The sequence below is a fragment of the Vibrio sp. M60_M70 genome, from assembly GCF_037162085.1.
Classification (GTDB): domain Bacteria; phylum Pseudomonadota; class Gammaproteobacteria; order Enterobacterales; family Vibrionaceae; genus Vibrio; species Vibrio diabolicus.
Window position 1 is genome coordinate 1,098,685 of sequence record NZ_JARLUL010000001.1, and the last position, 22,950, is coordinate 1,121,634.

Consider the following 22,950-nt stretch of genomic DNA (forward strand, 5'->3'; position numbering starts at 1 on the left):
AGCCCGAGGCATTCGTGTCTCGGGCTTTTTTAACCGTATCGACGAAATCTAATAATATGTTTTAGTTTGTTTTTGTAATCACGCATCGCTATGCAACAAAATGAGCCAAACTCCCCAAAAGTGTGATCATTGCTTGTTTTGGGTGAAATTATAGTTTCATTACATTTTCTCATTGTGATTGTGATCACTCTATGTTGGTGAAAGGTTCGCTACAGTGCATTTGTACCCAATAACTGATTAATGAGCTTATTGTTCATAAAATAAGCCACAATAAGGAGCGACTTATGTCTCAAGCTGTATTTCATTTAGGTGTTACTGAAGCTGATCTTAATGGTGCGACTCTAGCCATCATTCCTGGTGATCCAGCGCGCGTTCAAAAAATCGCAGAACAAATGGAAAACCCAGTATTTCTAGCAAGTCACCGTGAATACACGCTATACCGTGCCGAATTAGACGGTAAACCTGTTGTGGTTTGTTCTACAGGTATTGGTGGCCCTTCTACCTCTATCGCAGTTGAGGAACTCGCGCAACTTGGTGTTCGTACTTTCCTACGTGTTGGTACAACTGGCGCAATTCAACCGCATGTAAACGTAGGTGACATGATCGTAACGACGGGGTCAGTTCGCCTTGACGGTGCGAGCCTGCACTTTGCGCCAATGGAATTCCCAGCAGTTGCTGACTTTGAACTAGCAACTGCAATGAAAGCGGCAGTAGAAGAGTCTGGCGCTGCGGTTCACATGGGTGTGACGGCTTCAAGTGATACTTTCTACCCAGGTCAAGAGCGCTACGACACGTTCTCTGGTCGCGTTGTTAAGCGTTTCCAAGGTTCTATGCAAGAATGGCAAGACATGGGCGTACTTAACTTTGAGATGGAGTCTGCAACATTGCTAACAATGTGTGCGAGCTCTGGTCTAAAAGCAGGTTGTGTAGCGGGTGTAATCATCAACCGTACACAAAAAGAGATTCCAGATCATTCAACTCTGAAAGAGACGGAAGCTCGTTCAATTAAGGTGGTAGTAGAAGCAGCGCGTAAAATGCTGTAAGCCGCGATAATTGGCATTTTAAACAAACGGAAAAACCAGAGGCATGCCTCTGGTTTTTTTCTACCTATCTAAACCCACACTTAAAAATTAGGTATAAAAAAAGCAGCCTGTAACGCTGCTTTTGATCATTTTGAATTCTAGCTGTTATCGCTGATGTTAGATCTCGTCCGAGCCACCTGCGTCTTTAAACCAAGCCGTTAGGTGCGTTCTTAAGTCTTTAAGCTCATCAGGGCCAATCAGAGCTAGCCCCAAATCTTCTGCACGAGTAATGTCATTGTGACGAAGCGGTCGGAAGCTCACCAGCATTGCACGTGCTTGTAAACCACCTAGCAGATCTCTGAGGGATTCTAGCTTGTACAAGGTGTCATCGCCGTCATCTCGCATGCCTTTGGTTTTACACTCAATGATGTGGAGCTTGTTGTTTACCACTGTTGCAACATCCAACTCATTGCGTACTTCACTTTCCCCAAGTTTGCGATAAACCTGAACATTCAAAGAGCGATCTTGAATCGTCGGCATCGTATCTTGAATTTGCTTGACCGTGCTGTGTACCAGAGTCTCTAACCATTCACCGTTTGAAAAGCGGCGTGCATCTTCATCTGCAAACGTTAGAACACCATTCTCATAAGTGGCGATTTGCGCTTCCACTAAGTCCGAAAGCAGCATGTTGAGCTCACGGTAGCCTTGTTGCTTTTCAGAAAGCTCCACATCAAGTTTTTGCTCTTTGCGGCATGTGGTTGCAAGGTAGTTAAGAGTCGCTAAGCCTGGACCAAGTTCAAGCGCATTTGAGGCCCAGCGTTCACCAAGTTCATACAGTTTTTTATCAAGAAGAGGAGGTAAATCAACGTGGTGGAACTCGCCGCGTGCGCCGAAGATAGTGAGGTAGTCAGCAATCGTAATGTGGTCTTCGACCTGAGTATCTTCTTTGCCATCTGGGTATAACCAGCAAAGCTTATCGCTACTTGGCTCAACCACAAAAATTGGCCAGCGATAGGTACGGAAAACCTCGTACACAGACAATAAGCGATGACGAAGACCGCAACTGGCGTTCAATTTCACATCTTCGCCGCGCTCATGGAGATCTTTTGCCAGTTTTTGAATCGCTTGTTTGATCAGCGAAGTATTGACGGCGGATGGGATTTCAAAAAATTCGGAAGTAATGTCTCGTTGCTCTAAAACGGCACTCAGTCGGTCAAATATATCTAACTGGCTCTTGTCTCCGATGAAGACGATATGTGTGCTTAGCGTACGATTATCTAATAGAGGAGTGACCAATCTCACTGGGTCTTGGTCGATAATACCAACATGAACAGCCATAGATTTTCCTTTTTATGAGGCCGCTCGAAAAGAGATGTGCAAGGGGATGAGCTGGCCATATTAATCATATGTAGACATGGCTGATAAAAAACAAGGGCGACTTAACAAAAAGTCGCCCTTATACAGTTGATTGCACTAATTAATGCTCAAATTTATAAATTATTTATAACTTAAAGCGGTGAACCAATTCATTCTGCTGATGAGCCAAGTGAGTCAGGGATTCACTGGTCTGTGCGATGCTCGACATAGCTTGGAAGCTTTCATCGGCGATACTATTGATATCTTCAATACTGCGTGCAATGTCTGCTGAGGTTTCACTTTGCTCTGCTGCCGCTTGCGAAATATGCGTACTCATTTGGCTGATTTCGATGATTAGCGCTTGAATCTCTTCCATTGAGCTGTTCGCTTTTGATGCTTGCTCAACAGACATCTCCATATCGCTCATGCAGCTTTGTATCACTTGATTTGCTGACTGAGAGCTGGATTGCAGATTACTGATCATCGATTCAATTTCAGTGGTGGACTGAGTGGTTCTGGATGCAAGCACACGCACCTCATCGGCCACTACCGCAAAGCCGCGACCTTGTTCGCCAGCGCGAGCCGCTTCAATTGCTGCATTCAATGCCAATAGGTTAGTTTGTTCAGCAATGTTGCGAATCACATCGAGGATAGAACCAATTTGACCACTCATTTTTTGCAGTTCAGAGACAGCGGAAACGGATTCGTTCAAACGCGTTTCCAGTTGATTTATGGTCGAGATATTGCTGCTCATGACATTTCTGCCTTCTTCAGAAGCAGATTCGACACGCTGCACCATTTCTAGTGAACCTTGTGCACTTTGAGCGACTTCTTGCACTGAGTGAGACATTTCCGTCATTGCGGTCGCAACGTTTGCTGTTTGCTCGCGTTGTGAGCTTAATTTGCTTTGCGCTTGCGAAGACGTGCTTTCGTTTGTTGCTGCGGTCGAAGATAGGTTCTCTGATGCTTCGTTGAGTTTCACTAAGATCTCGTGAAGACTGTCGGCTAGTGAGTTAATGTGTCCACTCACTCGGCTGAACTCGTTGTTATAGCGAATATCGATACGTTGTGTCATGTCACCTTCAGTCAGGCTTTCAAGCACTTTTAGAATACGAGTCAATGGTTCGCGAACGCTATGCGCGATGTGGTAGCCAATCGCTGTGGCAAGTAACACGACAACAACGCCAATGATGATTGCTTTCGTCACACCCGCAGAATAAATGTCACCAGCGTCTGCTAACGATTCATTAAGTTTATCCGTTGCGGTTGTCGTAAATTGCTCAAGAATCGCCATCGTTGAATCAACTTTATTCGCTAGGTTGGCGATGTTGTTGTATAGCGCTGCACGAGCATTGAGGTAATTATTGTGCTGGTCTAAGACACCTCCACGCATTCCCACATCGCGTGTGAATTGTTCTACCGACTCACCAAACGCTGTTTTTAGTTCAGGTAATTGAGTAACTAAACCACGGAAAGCATAGTTCAAATGAGTCACTGCTTTGCGGTTTTTGGTCACGGCTTGCGTAACAAACTCAGGATCAGAGCTGGCGAGGGCATCAGAGGTTATCACTTCGGCATCTTTTAGCTTAATGAAGTAACTCTTCGCCATGACTTTGACAGAAATGCTGGTTTGATCTGCCACATATTCTTTAAGGCCGACCGACAACTCGGTATTCAGCTTTTGGAAGCGACGTGACGATTTTTGCACTTTTTCTTGCGCAGCGAACATTGCTTCGTAGTTGTCCATGGCTTCAAGAGCTTCAGTAAAATAGCTCTGCTCTAACGTTTTTAATTGTGAAAACGGTTCGGCAAGAGAGGGGTAGATTTGGCTTGCAGTTTCCAGTTGAGCCAAAGTGGATTCGAAACGTTGTTGAGATCTAGCAAATTCCTGACGCATTTCATCCATGCGTTGTTTATTCTCTGTCGTCAGAAAATCTTTAAACGATTTGTCGGCAGAAAGCAGTTCAACACTGGTTTGGTTAGATAACGATACCAGAGGTAGGGATGATTTAGACACGGTGCCAAACTTCCCGTGAATATCACTCATTCCTCCCATCATAATGGCAATTGTGACGGCAAATAGGATGATGATCAGAGCAAAGCCCGCATACATCCTTTTAATAACTGAACCTCGCATAAGTGAGCTTCCTCTCCCAAAATAGACAAGCTACCCAAGAATTTTGAGCTTACTTGGGTATAAAAATAATAATTGTCTTAAAAAAGTAACAAAATTCATTGGATTGTATTGAGTTTGTGACGCGCATTTTATGACGCACACGACAAAAAAAGCTTCGTTAATTAGCGTTTGATTAATAATGTTAAGTGAACACTGTTTTTATTGAGCTCCGCTTTTGGTTGGCGCATACTAATTGGGGTCTAATTACCTTTATAAAATGGAGTCCTCATGGCGGAAGAAACGATCTTTAGTAAAATTATTCGTAAGGAAATCCCTGCCGATATTCTTTATCAAGATGAGTTGGTGACTGCGTTTCGCGATATTAACCCGCGCACACCGAGCCATATTCTCATTATTCCGAATAAATTGATCCCAACAACGAATGATGTTGAAGCTGAAGATGAAGCAATGATGGGGCGTTTGTTCACTGTTGCTAAAAAACTGGCGAAAGAGGAAGGCATTGCGGAAGACGGCTATCGCCTGATCGTTAATTGTAACCCGCACGGTGGCCAGGAGGTTTACCATATTCACATGCACCTATTAGGCGGTCGTCCTCTAGGTCCAATGGTATTGAGCTAAGCTTTAAAAAAGTGGGTGGCGCAGTTCACCCACTTCTTTTTCCTGTCGAATGACACATTTGTGGAGATAAATGTGAAACTAGGTGTAAAGCTGTTAGGGCTGATGAGCTGGGCTTTAATGGCCTCTGGCTGCGCGAATTTGTCTGCGGGCAATCTGTTTAGTCACTACAGCGACCAGAATCAAGAAGTTTATCAAGCCGTTGTTGCCGGGGAATATGCGAAAGCGAAACAACTTCAATCGAGCGAAGTGGGTGGCGAGATACTTGGCAACTTTGAAAAGGGCCGTATTTCTTTTCTTGCTGAAGATTACCCGACAAGTTTGAAAGCGCTGGAAAATGGTGATCGTGCCGTTCGTGTTCAGCAAGATCGCGCGACTATTTCTGTGTCAGAAACGGCAACGAGCGTCGGCTCTCTCGCAGTGAACGACAATCTCCAAGATTATCATCCCGCCGATTATGAACTAGGCTTTCTGCACCTTTATCTCGGGCTAAACTATTTACAGAAAAACGATTTGGAAGGGGCGCTTGTTGAAGTGCGTCGAGCCAATCAAGTTCAGGAAGCGGCAAGAAAGGCGCGTGAAAAAGAACTAAAAGCAGCAGAAAAAGACCTGAAAAAGCAAGGCATGTCTGCCAATTTAGGCAGTGTGTTGGCGAGCTACCCTGATGCTGGTAAAAAACTAAGCGCAGTACAAAACGGCTATTTGTTCTATCTTTCTGGCTTGTTATATGAAGCGTCACGAGATTTAAACAGTGCTTATGTTGATTACCGACGAGCACTCGCTGTGATGCCAGACAACAAACAAGTTGTTGAAAGCACGTTGTACGCCGCTAAGAAACTAGGCATGCGTGAAGACTTACGCATGCTAGAGAAACGGTATGGTAAAGCACCTTCTGGGTTAACTCAGTCTCAAGGTCGAGTCATCGTTATTGATGAACAAGGCGTTGTGGAGGCTTTGAAAGGTTGGCGTATTGATCTACCGATTTACGACAGTCGCGATAATGGGGCCATTTATTCGTTGGCGCTTCCTTATTATCCGAATCGGGGTGCTCAACGTTTTAGCGATGTGGTTTTAAATGGTCAGGTATTGCCTTCTAGCACGCTGACTGATGTTAATGCGATGGCACAAAACGATCTTAATGAACGTCTGACTACAATGGTGATCCGTCAAGCTCTTCGCGTTTGGGCAAAAGATCGAATCCGAAAAGAGGCAGCGAAAAAAGGCGATGATGTGGGTAACATACTTTTCAATGTATGGAACACATTGACCGAGCAGCCGGATACGAGAAGTTGGCAAACATTACCAGCGCAAGTGAAAACGGCATCAAAAGTCGTGAAACCGGGAACACAAAGTTTAAACTTGGGTGATCAAACCTATCAGTTTGAAGTGCCTGCACAGCAGACTACATTGGTATGGGTATCTCGTCAGGGAACACACTCAACCGTGTGGCATAAACAGCTAGGGAGACTGTAATGAAAGCATGGCTTATTTGTTTAGCAATGGCTATTGGTTTAGTTGGATGCGCCGAAAACACGGCTGGTATTCGAATTGATGGTCAAACGCAAAAAGTATTTTTTAATGATAACGTTTTGGGTAGTCGCTTATTAGTTGACAACATCACCACCACTTACGTTGATGATCGTCCACGTGGAGTGGTGCAACTAAGCAGTAACTATAAAGGTGACCAGCACATTCTTTACCGCTTCTATTGGTATGACAATAATGGTTTAGAAGTGAATACCAAGCCTGGCCCATGGCGCAAAATGATTGTGCGAGGGTTTGAGCAAGTCACGTTATCTGAAGTTACTGTGAATCCAAATGGCACCAAATTCCGTGTTCAAATTAGAGAAGCACAAGACAATTAATCTTAACGGCTTTGCCGAAGCTGCCGCGCTAACGATGCGCTGGTATTGAAAAACTAAGGAACTCTCATGAAAAAAAGTATTATTGCTCTTTTAGGTCTTGCCGTCATTTTGGGTGGCTGTTCTAACAAAGTCTCTTACGGCGATGCGCAAGCAACAGAAACCACAACTATCGATTTTGGCTCAACAGATTTACAAAAAATCGCGGCTGAAATGGTGGATAGCATGATGATGTCGGGTTCTGTAGCAGCAATTACTCGTGATCAACGTCCTATCGTTTTTGTTGAGCGAATTAAGAACAAGACCAGTGAACACATTGACACTGAATCCATTACCGACACTATTTCTACTAAGATGCTGAACTCTGGTAAGTTCCGCTTTGTTGATATGGACCGTGTTGAGTCTGTGCGTGAACAGCTTAACTTCCAAAACACGGATGAGCTGGTTAACCAAAGCACAGCGATCCAATTTGGTAAAATGGTGGGTGCGCAATACATGCTTTACGGTAACCTATCTAGCATCGTCAAAAATGCAGGTAGCGATAAAGATGTATACTACAAGATGACCATGCGCCTAATGGACCTAGAAACAGGTTTGATTGAGTGGGCGGATGAAACGGAAATTCGTAAAGCGCAATCGAAGAGCTTATTCGGTCTTTAATCGATACTGATGGAGAAGTCATCAATGGCATGGTTTTCTTGGCAACAAGCAAAACAGTTAGATCCGAGTCTTAATGCTCTCGATGGCTTCTTTACTGAGCCTCCGGTAAAAGTTCAAACCGTTACCGGGGGCTAACCAACCGTTGTTGGCGGTTGGAATCCTCTCAAGGCCTTGTATACATCTGGCGACCGACCAGTAATGTTTGCAAGGCTTTTTCAATTTCTCGCCACAATGAATATCAAGTTCTGAATGCTATCTCTTCATTAGAAATTGGCCCCAAGCCAGTATTTATCCACGAGCAAGGTTTACTGGTGGAATGGATCGAAGGGCAAGCACTTTCGGATGTAGGGCTACCAGTAAGAGATTTATTATCCATTGCGGCGACCATTCATCAGCACCCGATCAGTGCGCTCCCTTTGGTTCCATTTTCTTATATTTCTCGCATCGATCATTATTGGCTTGAGCTTGATGGTCAGTATGCGGATACGGAATTTGAGGCTCTATACATGAAGTGGCGCACGGAACCGAGTGTAGCGCCGGTTCCACTAGCTCTTTGTCACTTTGACCTGGGGTGTTACAACCTCGTTCGGGGAGAGAGTGGGGTGAAAGTCATTGATTGGGAGTATGCTGGTATTGCTGACCCTAGGCTTGATTTGACCTTGACTATTCAAGTCGCGGATGCGCCTGTGGAAGAGGCAGTGAAACAGTATTGCCAAATTCGAGGTATCGACGATACGTCTCTTTGGTTAAGTGGTGTACAGGAGTGGCAGCCAAGAACCCTAGTGATGGCGATGCTTTGGTATCTACTGGCCTATAAATTGTGGGGAGATGAACAATACTTAAACAGTGCGCATGAGTTGAAAGGCTCATTGTGTATGGAAGATCACTGTTTTGAGAACTCGTGATATTTTCCCCTTTAACAGTAAGGAAATAGTGGTAGTTTTAATAAAAGTACCAGATACACACAGGGAGAGGTACACATGATTATTTACTTACACGGCTTTGACAGTACAAGCCCGGGTAACCACGAAAAAGTTCTTCAACTGCAATTCATCGACGACGACGTTCGTTTTATCAATTACAGCACCCTTCACCCAAAGCACGACATGCAACACTTGTTAAAAGAGGTGTCTAAAGTTATCGATCAATCTGATGATCCAAACCCGTTAATCTGTGGGGTTGGTTTAGGTGGTTATTGGTCTGAACGAATTGGTTTTCTATGCGGTATCAAACAAGTGATGTTTAACCCGAACTTGCACCCAGAAAAAACGATGGCTGGTCGAATCGATCGCCCAGAAGAGTACGAAGATATCGCAACAAAATGTGTTGATCAGTTCCGAGCGAAAAATCAGGCGCACTGCTTGGTGATTTTATCCAAAGATGATGAAGTGCATGACAATGCGAAAACTGCAGCTGAGTTAGAAAAATACTATCAAATCATTTGGGACGAAACGCAGTCCCACAAGTTCAAAAAGATCTCTCACCATTTACAAGCGATGAAGGCATTTAAAAATACTTAAGAGTGTTTGAGTGTGAACAGTAAAGCGGCATTTTTTATCGGCTGCTTTGCTGCGCCCCCTCTTGTGAGTATGCCGAGTCACTTTCTCTTTAAAGGCCTCATTTTCTTGGTTTAGCGCTTAGAATATTGTGTTCTCCTTACCGTTTTCTTACTTCCATCCTATGTGGCACGAATACCTTGTTGTAGAGTAGTCGAAAAGTAGTCAATCCGTACTCGTCACACGGATTTTGGTTGCCTTCAAAGTACGTCTCTATATAATGAACCAGACTAAAATAATTTGATAAATATCAAAAAAAATTGAGAGCGAGTAATAAACTTGCCCAAAAATCTCTGGCGTCGTATGCGTACCAGACAAATATGCTGATTCCTAACAAGTTATTGATAGATAAAGAATAAAATTAGGCAGCAGTTTTTAATCCAAATAAATTGAGACACCTCTAAGAACCAAGAATTCATCGGTTGGATGTACGGCACAGCATGTCTGTGAGCCATATGTCGAGCTGAACCCCATATATTCATTTTTGTAGAGGAAAATCATTGTGACACGCATTATCGTTGTAGGCGGCGGTGCTGGTGGTCTTGAGTTGGCAACTAAGCTTGGCCGAACTCTAGGTCGCAAGAACCGTGCGCAAATTACGCTAGTAGATCGTAAAGCGAGCCACTTGTGGAAGCCATTATTGCATGAAGTTGCAACTGGCTCTTTGGACGAAGGGGTGGATGCTCTGAGTTATCGAGCTCATGCAAAAAACCACAGCTTCGACTTCCAAATGGGTAGCCTTCAAGACATCGACCGCGAACGTAAAGTGATCATCTTAAGTGAGCTTAAAGATGAGCATGGTGAGCTTCTGATGCCAAGCCGCGAGCTAGAATACGACATTCTGGTCATGGCGATTGGTTCAACATCAAACGACTTCAACACTCCTGGCGTTCGTGAGAATTGTATTTTCCTAGACAGTCCAGAACAAGCGCACCGTTTCCGCACAGAAATGAACAATGAGTTCCTAAAACTGCACGCGAAAAACGGTAACGGTACGGTGGATATCGCGATTGTTGGTGCTGGTGCAACTGGCGTTGAACTATCAGCTGAGTTACATAATGCTGTTAAAGAGCTGCGCACTTACGGCTTTGGCGATCTTGACTCTAGCAAGTTGAACGTCAATCTGATTGAAGCAGGTGAGCGTATTCTACCAGCGTTACCTCCACGTATTTCTTCTGCTGCTCATCAGGAGCTGGTGAAGTTGGGCGTAAATGTACGCACGGCAACCATGGTGACTAAAGCTGAAAAAGATGGCCTCACCACGAAAGATGGTGAGAAGATCCCGGCACAAATCATGGTTTGGGCTGCGGGTATTAAAGCACCAGATTTTATTAAAGATATCGCTGGTTTAGAAACGAACCGTATCAACCAGCTGGTAGTGAAAAATACACTACAAACGACGCGTGATGATGACATTTTCGTTATTGGTGACTTAGCACAATGTACTCAGGCTGATGGTTCGTTTGTTCCACCACGTGCGCAAGCTGCGCACCAAATGGCAAGCCAAGCATTCAGCAACATCGTTGCGAAGATCAACGGACGCGAGCTGAAAGATTATGTGTATAAAGATCACGGCTCATTGGTGTCTCTAAGCCGTTTCTCTACCGTTGGTAGTTTGATGGGCAACCTAACCAAAGGGTCGATGATGGTAGAAGGCCGTATTGCACGTGTCGTTTATATCTCGTTATATCGAATGCACCTGATGGCGTTGCACGGCGTATTTAAAACCGGACTGATGATGCTTGTGGGCCGTATCAACCGAGTACTGCGTCCAAACCTTAAGCTTCACTAAGACGCCAAATTCACATCTACGCGGATTGCGCGGATGCTGTATCTTCGAAAGATAAAAAGCCACCGCAAGTCGGTGGCTTTTTATTTATGTTAGATCTGCCGGTAAAAGTGAGTACACAACGCCATCCTTAGGCTTACCATGAAAAATAAACCGGTTTCTGGCGATGGTTTCTTTTTGTGCACCGACTGACTCAATTAAGGTTTGGCTTGCTTCGTTGTCGGGGTCACAGACAATTTCCAGTCGAGTTAAACTCAGCTTTGCAAAGCAGAATTCAGCCAAGGCTCTAACGGCTTCTTGAGCATAGCCCTGTCGTTGATAGCGGTCAGCAACCCAGTAGCCAATACTTGCCATATTAAACGTGTGATATAACTCGTTTACGGCGGCCATTCCTACTAGAGTGTTACTTTGTCGCTCATAGATACCGAAACCGAAAGCTTCTGTTTTTACCCAGTTAAGTCGGGTTGCCAACAGGAAGTCCTGTGCATCTTTCAACGTAACGTTTTGATTACACCAATCTAGCCACTGGTGTAGGGAAGGGGACTCTGCAAGCAAACGTTGTAGTAAGTGAGCTTCTTCAGAAGGGATGAGCTTGAGCGCTAAGCGGGGCGCAATGATTTCAAAATCTGGACTCATGAACTGATACGACTTCCATGTTGAGTGTAAGTAATTTGAAAACTGTCTATTTCATACTGTAACGCAGTTATTTTCCTTGCTCTGCGTTGGTTAGGAATAACTGAGGACATAACAGATAAAAACAAAGCGCAGCAAATGCTGCGCTTTGTTGAATCACTCGTGCTTATCGAACGCGACGAACTTGAATGATCATGCCCATCAATGGGTTGTCTAGGTAATGAGTCTCACTACTACGCATACGGCGTTTTTGATCCATTCGGTAGCTCTTGAGGAACTTTTCTTCTGTTATTGTAGGGGAGATTTCCGCCAAGTTACCCACTTGAACATTACCATCGACCTCACCTAAATCATCCGCCAATTGCTCGGTTGAAGTTGGTTCAAAACGCACTTCTCTAACACTTGGCTCGCGCAGATCTAGTGTCGTTTCAGCGAATAGATAATGCTGCACGTAAATTTGGAATCGACCGTCTAGTTCATACAAAGGACCGTTGACTGTCTCTTCACTGTAACCGTCAGTGGAAAATGTCTGAGTACTGCCATTGATTGGACTACCATCTGCGTGATAAGAATCAGAGAAATCTCGTCCACCAACAATACGGAAAATTGGGGCGCTAGATTTGCCTCGGTCACCTTGACGCCATGCTACGTGTTTAAGCACTTTAAACCCAGCGTGGTTGTTTAATGCTGCTTCTTGCGCATTCAGGCGGAAAGATGAGCGTGGCAGTAGTGTTACGCCTTTAGAGCGACGGTATGATTCACTCTCTAAGCTGCCGACATTTTCCATATCGATTTTTGGCAGTTGATTCGGCCAAGATTCAGTGGTGCTTTCAGCGTCGACTGCTCGCTTGAAAATGATCACTTCAATATCAAATTGACGCTGTGCCCAAGAAGGCATTGAGACACATAGAAGCAATAACGGGATCAGTATTCTCATTCGACTATTAGCTCGTTGGTAATAAATTCTGTTTAAAATCATTCAGTAAGTCTTGAACAAACTGAATGCGTTTACGTCGGTCCGCCAATGGTACGCTAAACTTGAACTTAGTTGGACCTTCCATTGCAAATTTTTGCGGCTGTGATTGCAGCAGTTTAACCAAATACGCTGGATTTATGTCAGCATCAGGGTAAAACTCGATAAATCCACCTTTATCATGGGCTTCTATCTTTTTCGCTTTTAGGCTACCAGCCGAAATTTTCAATTCTGAGACAGCAAGTAAGTTCTTCGTCGCGTCTGGAAGCAGTCCAAATCGATCGATAAGTTCCACTTTGAGCTCTGAGAGTTCTTCACCACTCGTAACGCTCGCAATACGTTTGTACATCGACAGTCGTGTATTCACATCCGGGATGTAATCGTCTGGCAAGAGCGCTGGGATTCGCATTTCAACTTCAGTTTGTTCACGAAGCAGCTCGTCCAAAGAAGGTTCTTTACCTTCTTTCAATGCTTGGACTGCTTGTTCCAGCATTTCCATGTACAGTGTAAAACCAACCGATTGAATTTGCCCACTTTGCTCGTCACCAAGCAGTTCACCAGCCCCACGGATTTCCAAGTCGTGAGTTGCTAGAGTAAAGCCTGCGCCTAAGTCTTCCAGTGAAGCAATCGCATCAAGACGCTTGATAGCATCTTTGGTCATGGCTTTTGGATGTGGCGTTAATAAGTAAGCATAGGCTTGATGATGAGAGCGTCCAACACGGCCACGCAATTGGTGCAGTTGCGCTAAACCAAGGTTGTCTGCACGATCCATAATAATGGTATTCGCCGTTGGTACGTCGATACCGGTCTCGATAATAGTTGTACACACCAACACATTAAAGCGCTGATGGTAGAAATCATTCATGATGCGCTCCAGTTCGCGCTCACGCATTTGACCATGTGCCACGGTAATTCGTGCTTCAGGAATCAGCTTTTGCAAGTCTTCCGCAGTTTTCTCGATAGTCTCTACCTGATTGTGCAGGAAGTAAACCTGACCACCACGCATGATTTCACGCAGTACCGCCTCACGGACCACAGATTCTTCTCTTTGACGAACAAAGGTTTTGATGGCTAAACGACGCGCTGGAGGTGTCGCGATGATCGACAGATCGCGCATGCCACTCATGGCCATATTAAGAGTACGTGGAATTGGTGTTGCGGTGAGGGTAAGAATATCCACATCCGCACGCATTGCTTTGACTTTTTCTTTTTGACGAACTCCGAAGCGGTGTTCCTCATCAACGATCAACAAACCTAAATCTTTGAATTTAATGTCGCTCGAAAGCAGCTTATGCGTACCAACGACAATATCGACTTTACCATATGCAACGTCTTGCAAAATGACTTTTTGTTCTTTGGCCGATTTAAAACGAGACAGTACTTCAACTCGGATTGGTAAGTTGGCAAAACGGTCACGGAAGTTTTCGAAATGCTGCTGAGCAAGCAGGGTTGTCGGTACGAGTACGGCGACCTGTTTACTGTTATCCGTTGCGACAAATGCTGCGCGCATAGCGACTTCCGTTTTACCAAAGCCCACGTCACCACACACTAGACGATCCATCGCTTTTGCTTGGCACATGTCAGACAAGACAGCATTGATGGCCATCGCTTGGTCATCCGTTTCTTCAAATGGGAACGTTGCTTTAAACGTTGCGTATTGCCCACGATCTAGCTCAAATTTGAAGCCCGGTTTTAATTCTCGTTTAGCGTAAACATCCAGCAACTCAGCCGCGACATCACGCACTTTTTCTGCTGCTTTACGACGTGCTTTTGCCCAAGCCTCGCCACCCAATTTATGCAGTGGTGCACTTTCTTCAGCACCGCCTGAATAACGGCTAATAAGGTTTAGTGATGAAACTGGTACGTAGAGCTTGGCATCGTTTTGATACTCAAGGGTGACGTATTCCGTTTTCATGCCACCGGCTTCAAGTGTTTGTAAACCGATGTAGCGGCCAATACCGTGATCAATATGAACCACGGGTTGACCGGGTTTCAATTCCGCAAGGTGGCGAATAACGGTGTCACTGTTGACTGCTTTTTTATCTTTGCGGCGTCGCTGGATAACGCGGTCACCGAGAAGATCACTTTCACAGATCAGAGCGAAGTTCAGCTCTTCGTGAATGAAACCATGCTCTGCAGCGCCTAAGATCAAACTGAAGCGATCACCCGAATCTAGAGCTTGGTAAAGTGAGCCATGTACGACAGGGCGAACTTTGATGCCTTGCAACAGTTCCGTTAGTGCTTCACGACGACCTTCTGACTCTACCGAGAAAACAATTTTGCCGCTGAATTGCTCACTGAATTGACGAAGACGCGAAAGCGGTTCTTTATTTTGTTGCTGAACGCCAAGCTCGGCTAACGATTGTACTGGTAGGTTTTGACGACCAGCACGCTTAACCACTTTCTCTAGGCTCAATTGAGCCATAGGGAGCTGTTTTAGTTGGCTGAAGAGTTCGTCTTTTTTCAGCCAAAGTTGTTCAGGAGTCAAAAGAGGACGTAGTGGATCAACTTTTTTCTGGTCGTACCGATATTCGACATCGGTTAAGAAAGTATCGACCGCAGATTCAATATCACCATATGTGATTACTTGAGAGTCTTCTGGCAAATATTCAAATAAAGTCTCGGTATGGTCAAAAAACAGCGGTTGCCAATACTCAATACCAGCGGGCCAAGTGCCTTTGGTCACTTGCATGTAGATCGATTCTGGCTCTCGGCGTGCTTCAAATTGGGTGCGCCAACGTGTTCGGAAATCCTCAATCGCTTCTTTAGTGGTTGGGAATTCATGTGCAGGCAGCAATTGGATTTGCTGAATATCGTCGATAGAGCGTTGGTTCTCTGGATCAAACGTGCGAATGGTATCTATCTCATCATCAAAGAAGTCGATGCGATACGGGTCATCGCTGCCCATAGGAAAGAGATCCAGAATCGACCCACGGCTCGCGTATTCACCTGGCCCAAATACTTGGTCTACGTGGCGGTAGCCCGAATTTTCAAGTTGTACACGTAGTTTCTCAAGCGAGAGTCGATCACCAGTTTTCACCATTAAAGTGTGTTGCAACAGAAAATCACGTGGCGATTGGCGTTGCAATACTGTACTGACCGGGACGATGGTTATGCCATTACGTTGGCTTGGCAGTTGGTATAGGCGCGCGATACGTTCAGAGATGATTTCTTGATGCGGAGAAAAGTTATCGTAAGGCAGCGTTTCCCAATCAGGGAACAGGCTTACTGTTTGGTCGGTGAATTGTTCAATCTCCGCTTGAAGCTTTAAAGCGATTTGCGGGTCAGGCACGACGAGTAGCGAGTGACTCGAATGCTGCTTGGCTAGCTCAGCAATAGCTAGAGGTAGAGCTGCGCCCGGTAAATTACCTAGCTGTTTTTTGTCGCCACGCTCAGAAGGATTGGTGACGGAAAGAATCGTTGCTTTTGTCATAGGAATTATTTTTTATCTCGCTCCATCGAGCGCTGACGTAAAAGTTTTTGTTGTTGATACAGTGCCGCCTTTATCAGTAAATCTTGATCAGATTCTCGGAGCATCTTATATCTAAGCGTGATAATGAAATCCTGCTCTGAAGCATCACATTCTTCTACTTGAGCGTAACAGTAAATCGCCGCAGCAGGGTGATCGAGGAACAGTTTAACACGAACGAGTTGTTGAGTAGTTAACGCTGTATCTGAGCGGAAACTGAGTTGACTAGCACCAAACTGCGTCGTTTGATATCGAATGGAGGCGTCATCTTGTTGTGAAAGCATAAAGCTCAACAAGAGGTTAAGTTTCGCGTTTTGCGTATCAAGCAAGTTGATCACATGCTTTAACTCTTTGTTTTTCAGCTCTAGACGCGCGTTGTCTGCCAACATATCTAAGTGACTAAATTCACTGGCGACAATAAATGGTGCTGGAATTTCGGAGACAAAGGTTTCTTCATCTGGCAAAGCAAAGTCCTCACTCAACGTTTCGACGTTGATGGTGAGGTTATGATGGACGGTAAAGTATTCTTGCTCTGTCATATAGTCGATCCTTTTGCCAGTGAGCGCTCCCTGTTCACTCAACAAACAAAGAGAAATAGGGCACTGATTATCGCTAACTGAATGAAGTTATCAAGTTTAGCCGATTTGTCCTTGAACTTTTTGCCCTAAATACAGACTTATTGCATGTCGTTGACAAATTTAGCGATTCTCTTGTCTTCTTAATGAGAAGAGTAAGGTAAGATAATCTGCTAAAGCTTTATATCAAAACAACCAGTTGGTTTGTCTTATATGTATCATCCTATCTCATTGTTTATTGGCTTAAGGTATCTTCGGGGACGCTCTGGAGATAGGTTCAGCCGATTTGTTTCTTATATGTCGACGGCGGGTATTACGATCGGTGTAATGGCGTTGGTGACGGTTCTTTCTGTGATGAACGGGTTTGAATCGCAGTTAAAAGAACGCATTTTAGGTGTGCTACCTCATGCCGTTGTTTCGCAACACGATGGAAAAACGCCTATGACCGAGTCTGCTCCTCCATTTGTTCAAGCGATGTCGAGTGAATCTGAACCGGAGCCTATCGTTAGAGGAGAGGCTGTTATTCAGAGTTCTGCACAGCTGACGGCTGGTTACCTCATCGGTATTGAACCTAAGAAAGGCGATCCGATTAGCAACCATTTGATTGCCGGACGATTATCGTCACTTCAAGCAGGTGACTACAATGTATTTTTGGGTCACAGTTTGGCGCGTTCACTAAAGGTCTCAATCGGGGATAAAGTGCGCTTGATGGTGACCAACGCGACGCAGTTTACCCCACTTGGTCGTATTCCTAGCCAGCGAAACTTTACTGTCTCAGGCATTTTCAATACGGGATCGGACGTTGATGGTCAATTAATGATTGTGAACATGACGGATGCATCTAAGCTGATGCGTTTCCCTAAAGACACGGTTTCTGGTTGGCGTGTCTTTTTCTCTGACCCATTTATGGTGACGGATTTTGCTGACCAACCCATGCCTGATGGGTGGCAATGGAGTGATTGGCGTGAACAGCGTGGTGAGCTTTTCCAAGCGGTGAAAATGGAAAAGAACATGATGGGACTTATGCTAGGTCTAATTGTGGGTGTCGCTGCATTCAATATTATCTCCGCTTTAATCATGGTGGTGATGGAGAAACAATCAGAAGTCGCAATATTGAAAACTCAAGGCATGACTCAATCTCAAGTGATGACCATTTTCATGGTACAAGGGGCAAGCAGCGGTGTAATTGGCGCGATTGTCGGTGGCGCTGCGGGCGTGATCTTGTCACTTAACCTGAATGCGATTCTTGAATCTGCCGGTGTGGCGCTATTCAGTTTCGGTGGTCATCTACCTATTTTGATTGATTCACTGCAAATTCTTTTAGTGGTGGTGTTGGCGATTGCTCTTAGCCTTGCTGCTACGCTTTATCCTTCTTATCGAGCATCTTCTGTTAAACCTGCTGAGGCACTTCGCTATGAATAAGCTATTAGAATGTCGTGATATTCGTAAAGTCTACCGAGAGGGTTCGTTAGATACGGAAGTGTTGAAAGGCGTAAGTTTCGATATCGATAAAGGGGAGCTGGTTTCTATTGTTGGCTCTTCTGGTTCTGGAAAAAGTACCTTATTGCATATTTTAGGGGCGTTAGATGACGCAACTCATGGTGAAGTTGATTTTCTAGGGCAAAACCTAGCGGCTTTAAGTTCGAATAAACAGGCGGCTTTACGCAACAAGCACCTTGGTTTTGTATACCAGTTCCATCACTTGTTAGCTGATTTTACTGCGCTTGAAAACGTGGCGATGCCACTGATGATTGGTGGCGCTAAAGTAGCGGATGCAAAACAGGCGGCTAAAGCGTTGTTAGATAAAGTTGGTTTGAGTCATCGGATGCAACACAGGCCTTCTGAGTTATCGGGCGGTGAGCGTCAACGTGTTGCGATTGCGCGTGCATTGGTGAATAAGCCTGATCTGGTTTTGGCCGATGAACCTACGGGGAACTTAGATCACAATACGGCACTGTCTATCTATGATTTGATGCGCGAGCTCAATAAAGAGTCAAACATTGCATTTTTAGTTGTCACGCATGACAAAGAGCTGGCAGCGAAAATGGATCGTCAAATGCACATGCAAGATGGTTTGCTCGTAGATCGTTTTGTGACTGATACTGCGTCTGCGGAGGGCTAGTTTTGTTTACCTCTTTAGCATTGATGATTGGTGGTCGCTTTAGTCGAGCGAAAAAGCGCAACAAGATGGTGTCTTTCATTTCGCTTTCTTCAACGATTGGCATTGCGGTTGGTGTAGCCGTGATCATTATCGGTCTTTCTGCAATGAATGGCTTTGAGCGCGAGCTGCAATCGCGTGTGTTGTCAGTTATTCCACACGGCGAGTTGGAAGGTGTTAATGGACCGCTTCATAACTACACCAAAACGATGAATCAAGCCCTAAACCATGAACATGTTGTTGCGGCAGCACCGTACGTTCGTTTTACGGGCTTAGCAGAAAAAGGCAGTAAGCTAAAAGCGATAGAAGTTCGTGGCGTAGAGCCTACTTTCGAGCAAGCGGTGTCGAGCTTATCGAATTTTATCGACCAAGAAGCTTGGCAAAACTTTTATGCCGGTCAGCAGCAAGTGATCTTAGGCCGAGGTGTAGCAAACGAGCTAAATGTCGCCGTGGGGGATTACATTACGTTGATGATTCCGCAAGCAGGCGGCGCAAACAAAGTGCAGGCTCCCAAGCGTGTGCGCGTGAAGGTGTCAGGGTTCTTAACGTTGAATGGCCAAATAGACCACTCTTTAGCGTTAGTGCCATTAGCGGATGCTCAGCAGTACGCAAGGTTAGGGGAAGGGGTCACTGGCATTTCACTAAAAACGGATGATGTTCTCAATGCGCCTTCTATTGTTCGTGAGGTAGGTAGCATGGTGGATGTTTACGTGTATTTGAAAAGCTGGCAGCAAAAGTTTGGTTTTTTGTATCGCGATATACAACTCGTGCGCACTATTATGTACTTGGTGATGGTACTGGTGATTGGCGTGGCGTGTTTTAACATTGTGTCTACGCTGATGATGGCAGTGAAAGATCGAGCCGCAGAAATTGCAATTTTGCGAACTATGGGAGCAAAAGATAGCCTAGTCAAACGTATCTTTGTTTGGCAAGGAGTCTTCTCTGGTGTATTTGGCAGTCTCGTAGGCAGTGTTATCGGTGTATTAGTGGCATTAAATCTAACCCCGTTAATAAAAGTGCTAGAAAGTTTAATTGGTCATCAGTTTTTATCGGGTGATATTTACTTCGTCGACTTCTTACCATCACAGTTACACTGGCCAGACGTAGCATTGGTGTCGGTGACGGCGATAGTTTTGAGTTTGCTTGCAACGTGGTATCCCGCTTCTCGCGCCGCGAAGTTAAATCCAGCAGCGGTGCTGAGTTCTAAATAACCAACCGTTTTACAATACGAGAAAAGCAAAAAAGGACCGAACTCGGTCCTTTTTTGTATTTATCCAACTTGAGCGACATCGTGTTTCATTCTAACTGTTAGGTGCCCCTCATCTGATAGCGCAAATGCTGATTTTTATGCAGTAACGTCTTATCTTATTTTGCGTTTCTGCCAGCTCCGAACCACTGAGTAGCGCCAAAGCCCTCTAATGCCGAAGTAGCCAATAATCGCGGATACAACACCACAGATAGCACAGCCTAATAAGAATGGAGGGCCAATAGTGCTCATCTGTTGCATGATGAATTCCCATGAAAGTTCAAAGTGGAAAGGTTGCGGAGGAACATGCATCACTAAAGCGCCAAGCTTATACGCAAAATAAAATAACACAGGCATGGTAATAGGGTTGCTTATCCATACCAAAGCGACGGAGAGAGGTAAATTGACGCCAAGCATGATTGCCAAACCTGCAGCCATGATCATTTGGCTTGGTAGCGGAACAAATGCCATAAATAACCCGACAGCAAAAGCCCCAGACGCCGAGCGACGATTTAAACACCACAAGTTCGGGTTGTATAACACATTGCCGAAGACCTTCAATGCTTTTTGGCGTTTGATCAATTCATGATCTGGCATGAAGCGTTTTATCAGCTTTCTAGGCATAGGACAGCATGACTCTCTCAGAAAAAAGTTGGACCTTGGCGTTATTTGTAGCGAGCGTAATTTCGTCAGCTTGGTGGCCGACAATACCAGATTGGCGTTGGTTGCTGCTGGGAATAATAACCACTGGCTCAATAATCAAATTACGTCGTGGCTTAATTAGCATAGGCGCAATTGCGGGCTTTATGGTTGTCATCGTCCACGGCAATGTATTGGAGTCTCAGAGACAAGCCCTTTTTCAAGCAGGGGAGAATATTACCATAATTGGTAAAGTTGACAGCCCTTTTACGCAAATAAGTCACGGATATGAAGGCATTGTGGCTCTAAAAAAGGTAAATTCTCAAACTCTGTTACCTTTTCTTAAACCTAAAATCCGTCTTATTACGCCTTTTCCACTCGATGTTAACAGTGAGTTTACGACATCTGTCTCGTTAAAGCCGATTACAGGCCTACGTAACGAAGCTGGTTTTGACGCCGAAAAGCACGCAATGGGTAAAAGTATTATCGCACGCGGTGTTGTTAACAAGGATGTTACCTGGATTATTCGTTCTACTACATCTTTGCGCCAAGCCATTATCGCTGATGTTTCGGAGGATGTGTCCTCCCTTCATCATTTCTCGTTAATAAATGCGTTAGTTTTTGCCGATCGCTCTTGGTTATCTAAGGAGGATTGGCAAGCACTCAGAGACAGTGGTTTACTGCACTTGGTCTCGATTTCGGGCTTACATATTGGTATGGCGTTTACTTTTGGGCTAGTGGTGGGCGGTGCCATTCGTTATGCGTTACCTCAATACCAGCTATTGCCTAGCTTCTGTGGGCTGATGTTTGCCGTTGCCTATGCTTGGTTAGCGGACTTCTCATTACCTACTACCCGCGCGGTGTCGGTATGTATTATTTACGTCGTTCTCAAATATACCTTAGTGCACTGGGCTTCCTGGCGGGTACTTTTGCTCGCGGTAGCGCTACAACTGCTTGTTCAACCTTTTGCATCGTATAGCATGAGTTTTTGGTTATCGTATTTGTCAGTTTGCGCAGTGTTGTTCGCAATCAATTTGATTCGGCATCAAAACGGGGGCTGGAAGGCGAAGTTAAAAGTGCTACTGCTTACTCAATTGATGTTGAGTGTGTTAATCGTGCCTATTAGTGGCTATTACTTTTCTGGTTTCAGTTTGTCATCAATTGCATACAACTTGGCGTTTATTCCTTGGTTCGGGTTTATCGTTGTGCCTTTGATGTTTCTGGCCCTGTTCTCATCTTTATTTCTTGAAATGATAGCAAAGTCTCTGTGGCAGTTGGTGGACTGGTCATTGCAGCCATTGAGCACGTCAATTCAGTACGCGATAGGCTCCTGGCAACCCATTAGTATAGAAATGACAGGGTTGATTCTGGCGGGAATTGTTTGCTTGGTGTTTCAACGATTCATGTTTCAGTACGCGTGGTGTTTGTTACTTGGCATTGTAATTAGTATTAAGCTCACATCGGAATATGATCAGCAACATTGGCGCATTGATGTACTAGATGTGGGCCATGGCCTTGCGGTGATTGTAGAAAAAGACGATAAAGTGTTGCTCTATGATACAGGTAAAGCATGGCAAAATGGCAGCATTGCGGAGCAGGTCGTCACTCCGGTCTTGCATAAACGAGGTTATGAAAGCATCGATACGATGATCCTCAGCCATTCCGACAATGACCATGCAGGAGGACGCTTGTTCATTGAAGATTCCTTTTCGCCACAGCGCAAACTCAGTAGCCAAAATTTTATCGGATATGAGTCTTGTACTCGCGGCGATCATTGGAAATGGCAAGGGTTAAATATAGAAGTACTTTGGCCTCCTGCTGTTGTTCAACGTGCATATAATCCGCACTCCTGTGTGCTACGTCTTACCGACCCTATTTCTACGTTCAGTATGCTTTTTACTGGTGATATTGAGACCATTAGCGAGTGGATCTTGCTCAGGGAGCCTGAAAAGTTAAAAAGTGATGTGATGTTGGTCCCTCATCATGGTAGTAAAAGTTCGTCGAATCCTCGCTTTATTGAGGCGGTAAACCCGAGTGTGGCCGTTGCTTCTTTGGCAAAAAATAATCAATGGGGAATGCCGGCAGAACATGTTGTTGCAGCATATCGCAAGCTTGACATTACTTGGCTTGATACTGGGGAATATGGTCAGGTAAGCTTCTCTATTCACCGTGATAATTGGCGCTCAGAAACCAAACGTAGCGATACATTTGAGCCTTGGTATAGGCAGATGCTGCGTAAGGGAGTAGAATGAGAGTCTTA

The 22,950-nt window shown here is 44.9% G+C and carries 18 protein-coding genes and 1 pseudogene; 12 read left to right on the forward strand and 7 right to left on the reverse strand.

The window, feature by feature from the left end; genetic code table 11:
- Positions 1-284 precede the first annotated feature (284 nt).
- On the forward strand, positions 285-1,043 hold the full coding sequence (udp, locus tag P4S59_RS05190; RefSeq protein ID WP_337168049.1) for a uridine phosphorylase: 759 nt from the start codon (positions 285-287) through the stop codon (positions 1,041-1,043).
- Positions 1,044-1,199: 156 nt separating this feature from the next.
- Here the strand turns inward: udp and P4S59_RS05195 are convergent, their stop codons facing one another.
- Both P4S59_RS05195 and P4S59_RS05200 read right to left on the reverse strand, forming a co-directional pair.
- Positions 1,200-2,360, reverse strand: a complete 1,161-nt coding sequence (locus P4S59_RS05195; RefSeq protein WP_005390608.1) for a DUF1887 family protein — start codon at positions 2,358-2,360, stop codon at positions 1,200-1,202.
- A 163-nt stretch (positions 2,361-2,523) separates the two neighbouring features.
- Complete coding sequence (locus P4S59_RS05200) at positions 2,524-4,515, reverse strand: methyl-accepting chemotaxis protein (protein ID WP_005390610.1); 1,992 nt, start codon at positions 4,513-4,515, stop codon at positions 2,524-2,526.
- A gap of 267 nt (positions 4,516-4,782) precedes the next feature.
- On the opposite strand from P4S59_RS05200, the gene hinT reads away from it, so the two are divergent.
- The 7 genes and pseudogenes from hinT to P4S59_RS05235 all read left to right on the forward strand — a co-directional run bounded on the left by hinT (position 4,783) and on the right by P4S59_RS05235 (position 11,000).
- Entirely contained in the window at positions 4,783-5,133 is a 351-nt protein-coding gene (gene hinT / locus P4S59_RS05205) for a purine nucleoside phosphoramidase (protein WP_005390611.1), read from the forward strand.
- A 72-nt stretch (positions 5,134-5,205) separates the two neighbouring features.
- A complete protein-coding gene (locus P4S59_RS05210) occupies positions 5,206-6,603 on the forward strand; it encodes a COG3014 family protein (RefSeq protein WP_065645411.1) in 1,398 nt (465 codons plus the stop codon).
- The gene (locus tag P4S59_RS05215) at positions 6,603-6,995 is read left to right on the forward strand and encodes a YcfL family protein (protein ID WP_005390620.1); all 393 of its coding nucleotides are present in this window, start codon (positions 6,603-6,605) and stop codon (positions 6,993-6,995) included. Before P4S59_RS05210 ends, P4S59_RS05215 begins: the two co-directional genes overlap by 1 nt.
- A gap of 66 nt (positions 6,996-7,061) precedes the next feature.
- Positions 7,062-7,652, forward strand: a complete 591-nt coding sequence (lpoB, locus tag P4S59_RS05220) for a penicillin-binding protein activator LpoB (RefSeq protein ID WP_005378467.1) — start codon at positions 7,062-7,064, stop codon at positions 7,650-7,652.
- A 24-nt stretch (positions 7,653-7,676) separates the two neighbouring features.
- Positions 7,677-8,557, forward strand: a pseudogene (gene thiK / locus P4S59_RS05225) (thiamine kinase).
- A 75-nt stretch (positions 8,558-8,632) separates the two neighbouring features.
- On the forward strand, positions 8,633-9,172 hold the full coding sequence (gene ycfP, locus P4S59_RS05230; RefSeq protein ID WP_012842003.1) for an alpha/beta hydrolase YcfP: 540 nt from the start codon (positions 8,633-8,635) through the stop codon (positions 9,170-9,172).
- A 538-nt stretch (positions 9,173-9,710) separates the two neighbouring features.
- The gene (locus P4S59_RS05235) at positions 9,711-11,000 is read left to right on the forward strand and encodes an NAD(P)/FAD-dependent oxidoreductase (RefSeq protein WP_005390626.1); all 1,290 of its coding nucleotides are present in this window, start codon (positions 9,711-9,713) and stop codon (positions 10,998-11,000) included.
- A gap of 84 nt (positions 11,001-11,084) precedes the next feature.
- On the opposite strand, the gene P4S59_RS05240 is transcribed toward P4S59_RS05235, so the two are convergent.
- From P4S59_RS05240 to P4S59_RS05255, 4 genes are all read right to left on the reverse strand, one after another.
- Positions 11,085-11,633 (reverse strand): GNAT family N-acetyltransferase, encoded by a 549-nt coding sequence (locus P4S59_RS05240; RefSeq protein ID WP_048626173.1) that lies wholly within the window; start codon positions 11,631-11,633, stop codon positions 11,085-11,087.
- Between the two features lie 163 nt (positions 11,634-11,796).
- Positions 11,797-12,567 (reverse strand): peptidoglycan binding protein CsiV, encoded by a 771-nt coding sequence (locus P4S59_RS05245; protein ID WP_074191059.1) that lies wholly within the window; start codon positions 12,565-12,567, stop codon positions 11,797-11,799.
- A gap of 7 nt (positions 12,568-12,574) precedes the next feature.
- Positions 12,575-16,036, reverse strand: coding sequence for a transcription-repair coupling factor (gene mfd / locus P4S59_RS05250; RefSeq protein ID WP_337168050.1), 3,462 nt, complete (start codon positions 16,034-16,036; stop codon positions 12,575-12,577).
- Positions 16,037-16,041: 5 nt separating this feature from the next.
- Complete coding sequence (locus P4S59_RS05255; RefSeq protein ID WP_025766933.1) at positions 16,042-16,611, reverse strand: hypothetical protein; 570 nt, start codon at positions 16,609-16,611, stop codon at positions 16,042-16,044.
- Positions 16,612-16,860: 249 nt separating this feature from the next.
- Between P4S59_RS05255 and lolC the strand changes: the two genes are divergently transcribed.
- The 3 genes from lolC to lolE are packed head-to-tail and all read left to right on the forward strand — an operon-like array spanning position 16,861 to position 20,016.
- Entirely contained in the window at positions 16,861-18,069 is a 1,209-nt protein-coding gene (lolC, locus tag P4S59_RS05260) for a lipoprotein-releasing ABC transporter permease subunit LolC (protein ID WP_213910967.1), read from the forward strand.
- Complete coding sequence (lolD, locus tag P4S59_RS05265; protein ID WP_337168051.1) at positions 18,062-18,769, forward strand: lipoprotein-releasing ABC transporter ATP-binding protein LolD; 708 nt, start codon at positions 18,062-18,064, stop codon at positions 18,767-18,769. Before lolC ends, lolD begins: the two co-directional genes overlap by 8 nt.
- Before the next feature lie 2 nt (positions 18,770-18,771).
- Entirely contained in the window at positions 18,772-20,016 is a 1,245-nt protein-coding gene (gene lolE, locus P4S59_RS05270) for a lipoprotein-releasing ABC transporter permease subunit LolE (RefSeq protein WP_337168052.1), read from the forward strand.
- Positions 20,017-20,165: 149 nt separating this feature from the next.
- Here the strand turns inward: lolE and P4S59_RS05275 are convergent, their stop codons facing one another.
- On the reverse strand, positions 20,166-20,675 hold the full coding sequence (locus tag P4S59_RS05275; RefSeq protein WP_005390643.1) for a DUF2062 domain-containing protein: 510 nt from the start codon (positions 20,673-20,675) through the stop codon (positions 20,166-20,168).
- Positions 20,676-20,683: 8 nt separating this feature from the next.
- On the opposite strand from P4S59_RS05275, the gene P4S59_RS05280 reads away from it, so the two are divergent.
- Positions 20,684-22,942, forward strand: a complete 2,259-nt coding sequence (locus P4S59_RS05280; RefSeq protein ID WP_337168053.1) for a DNA internalization-related competence protein ComEC/Rec2 — start codon at positions 20,684-20,686, stop codon at positions 22,940-22,942.
- Positions 22,943-22,950 lie beyond the last annotated feature (8 nt).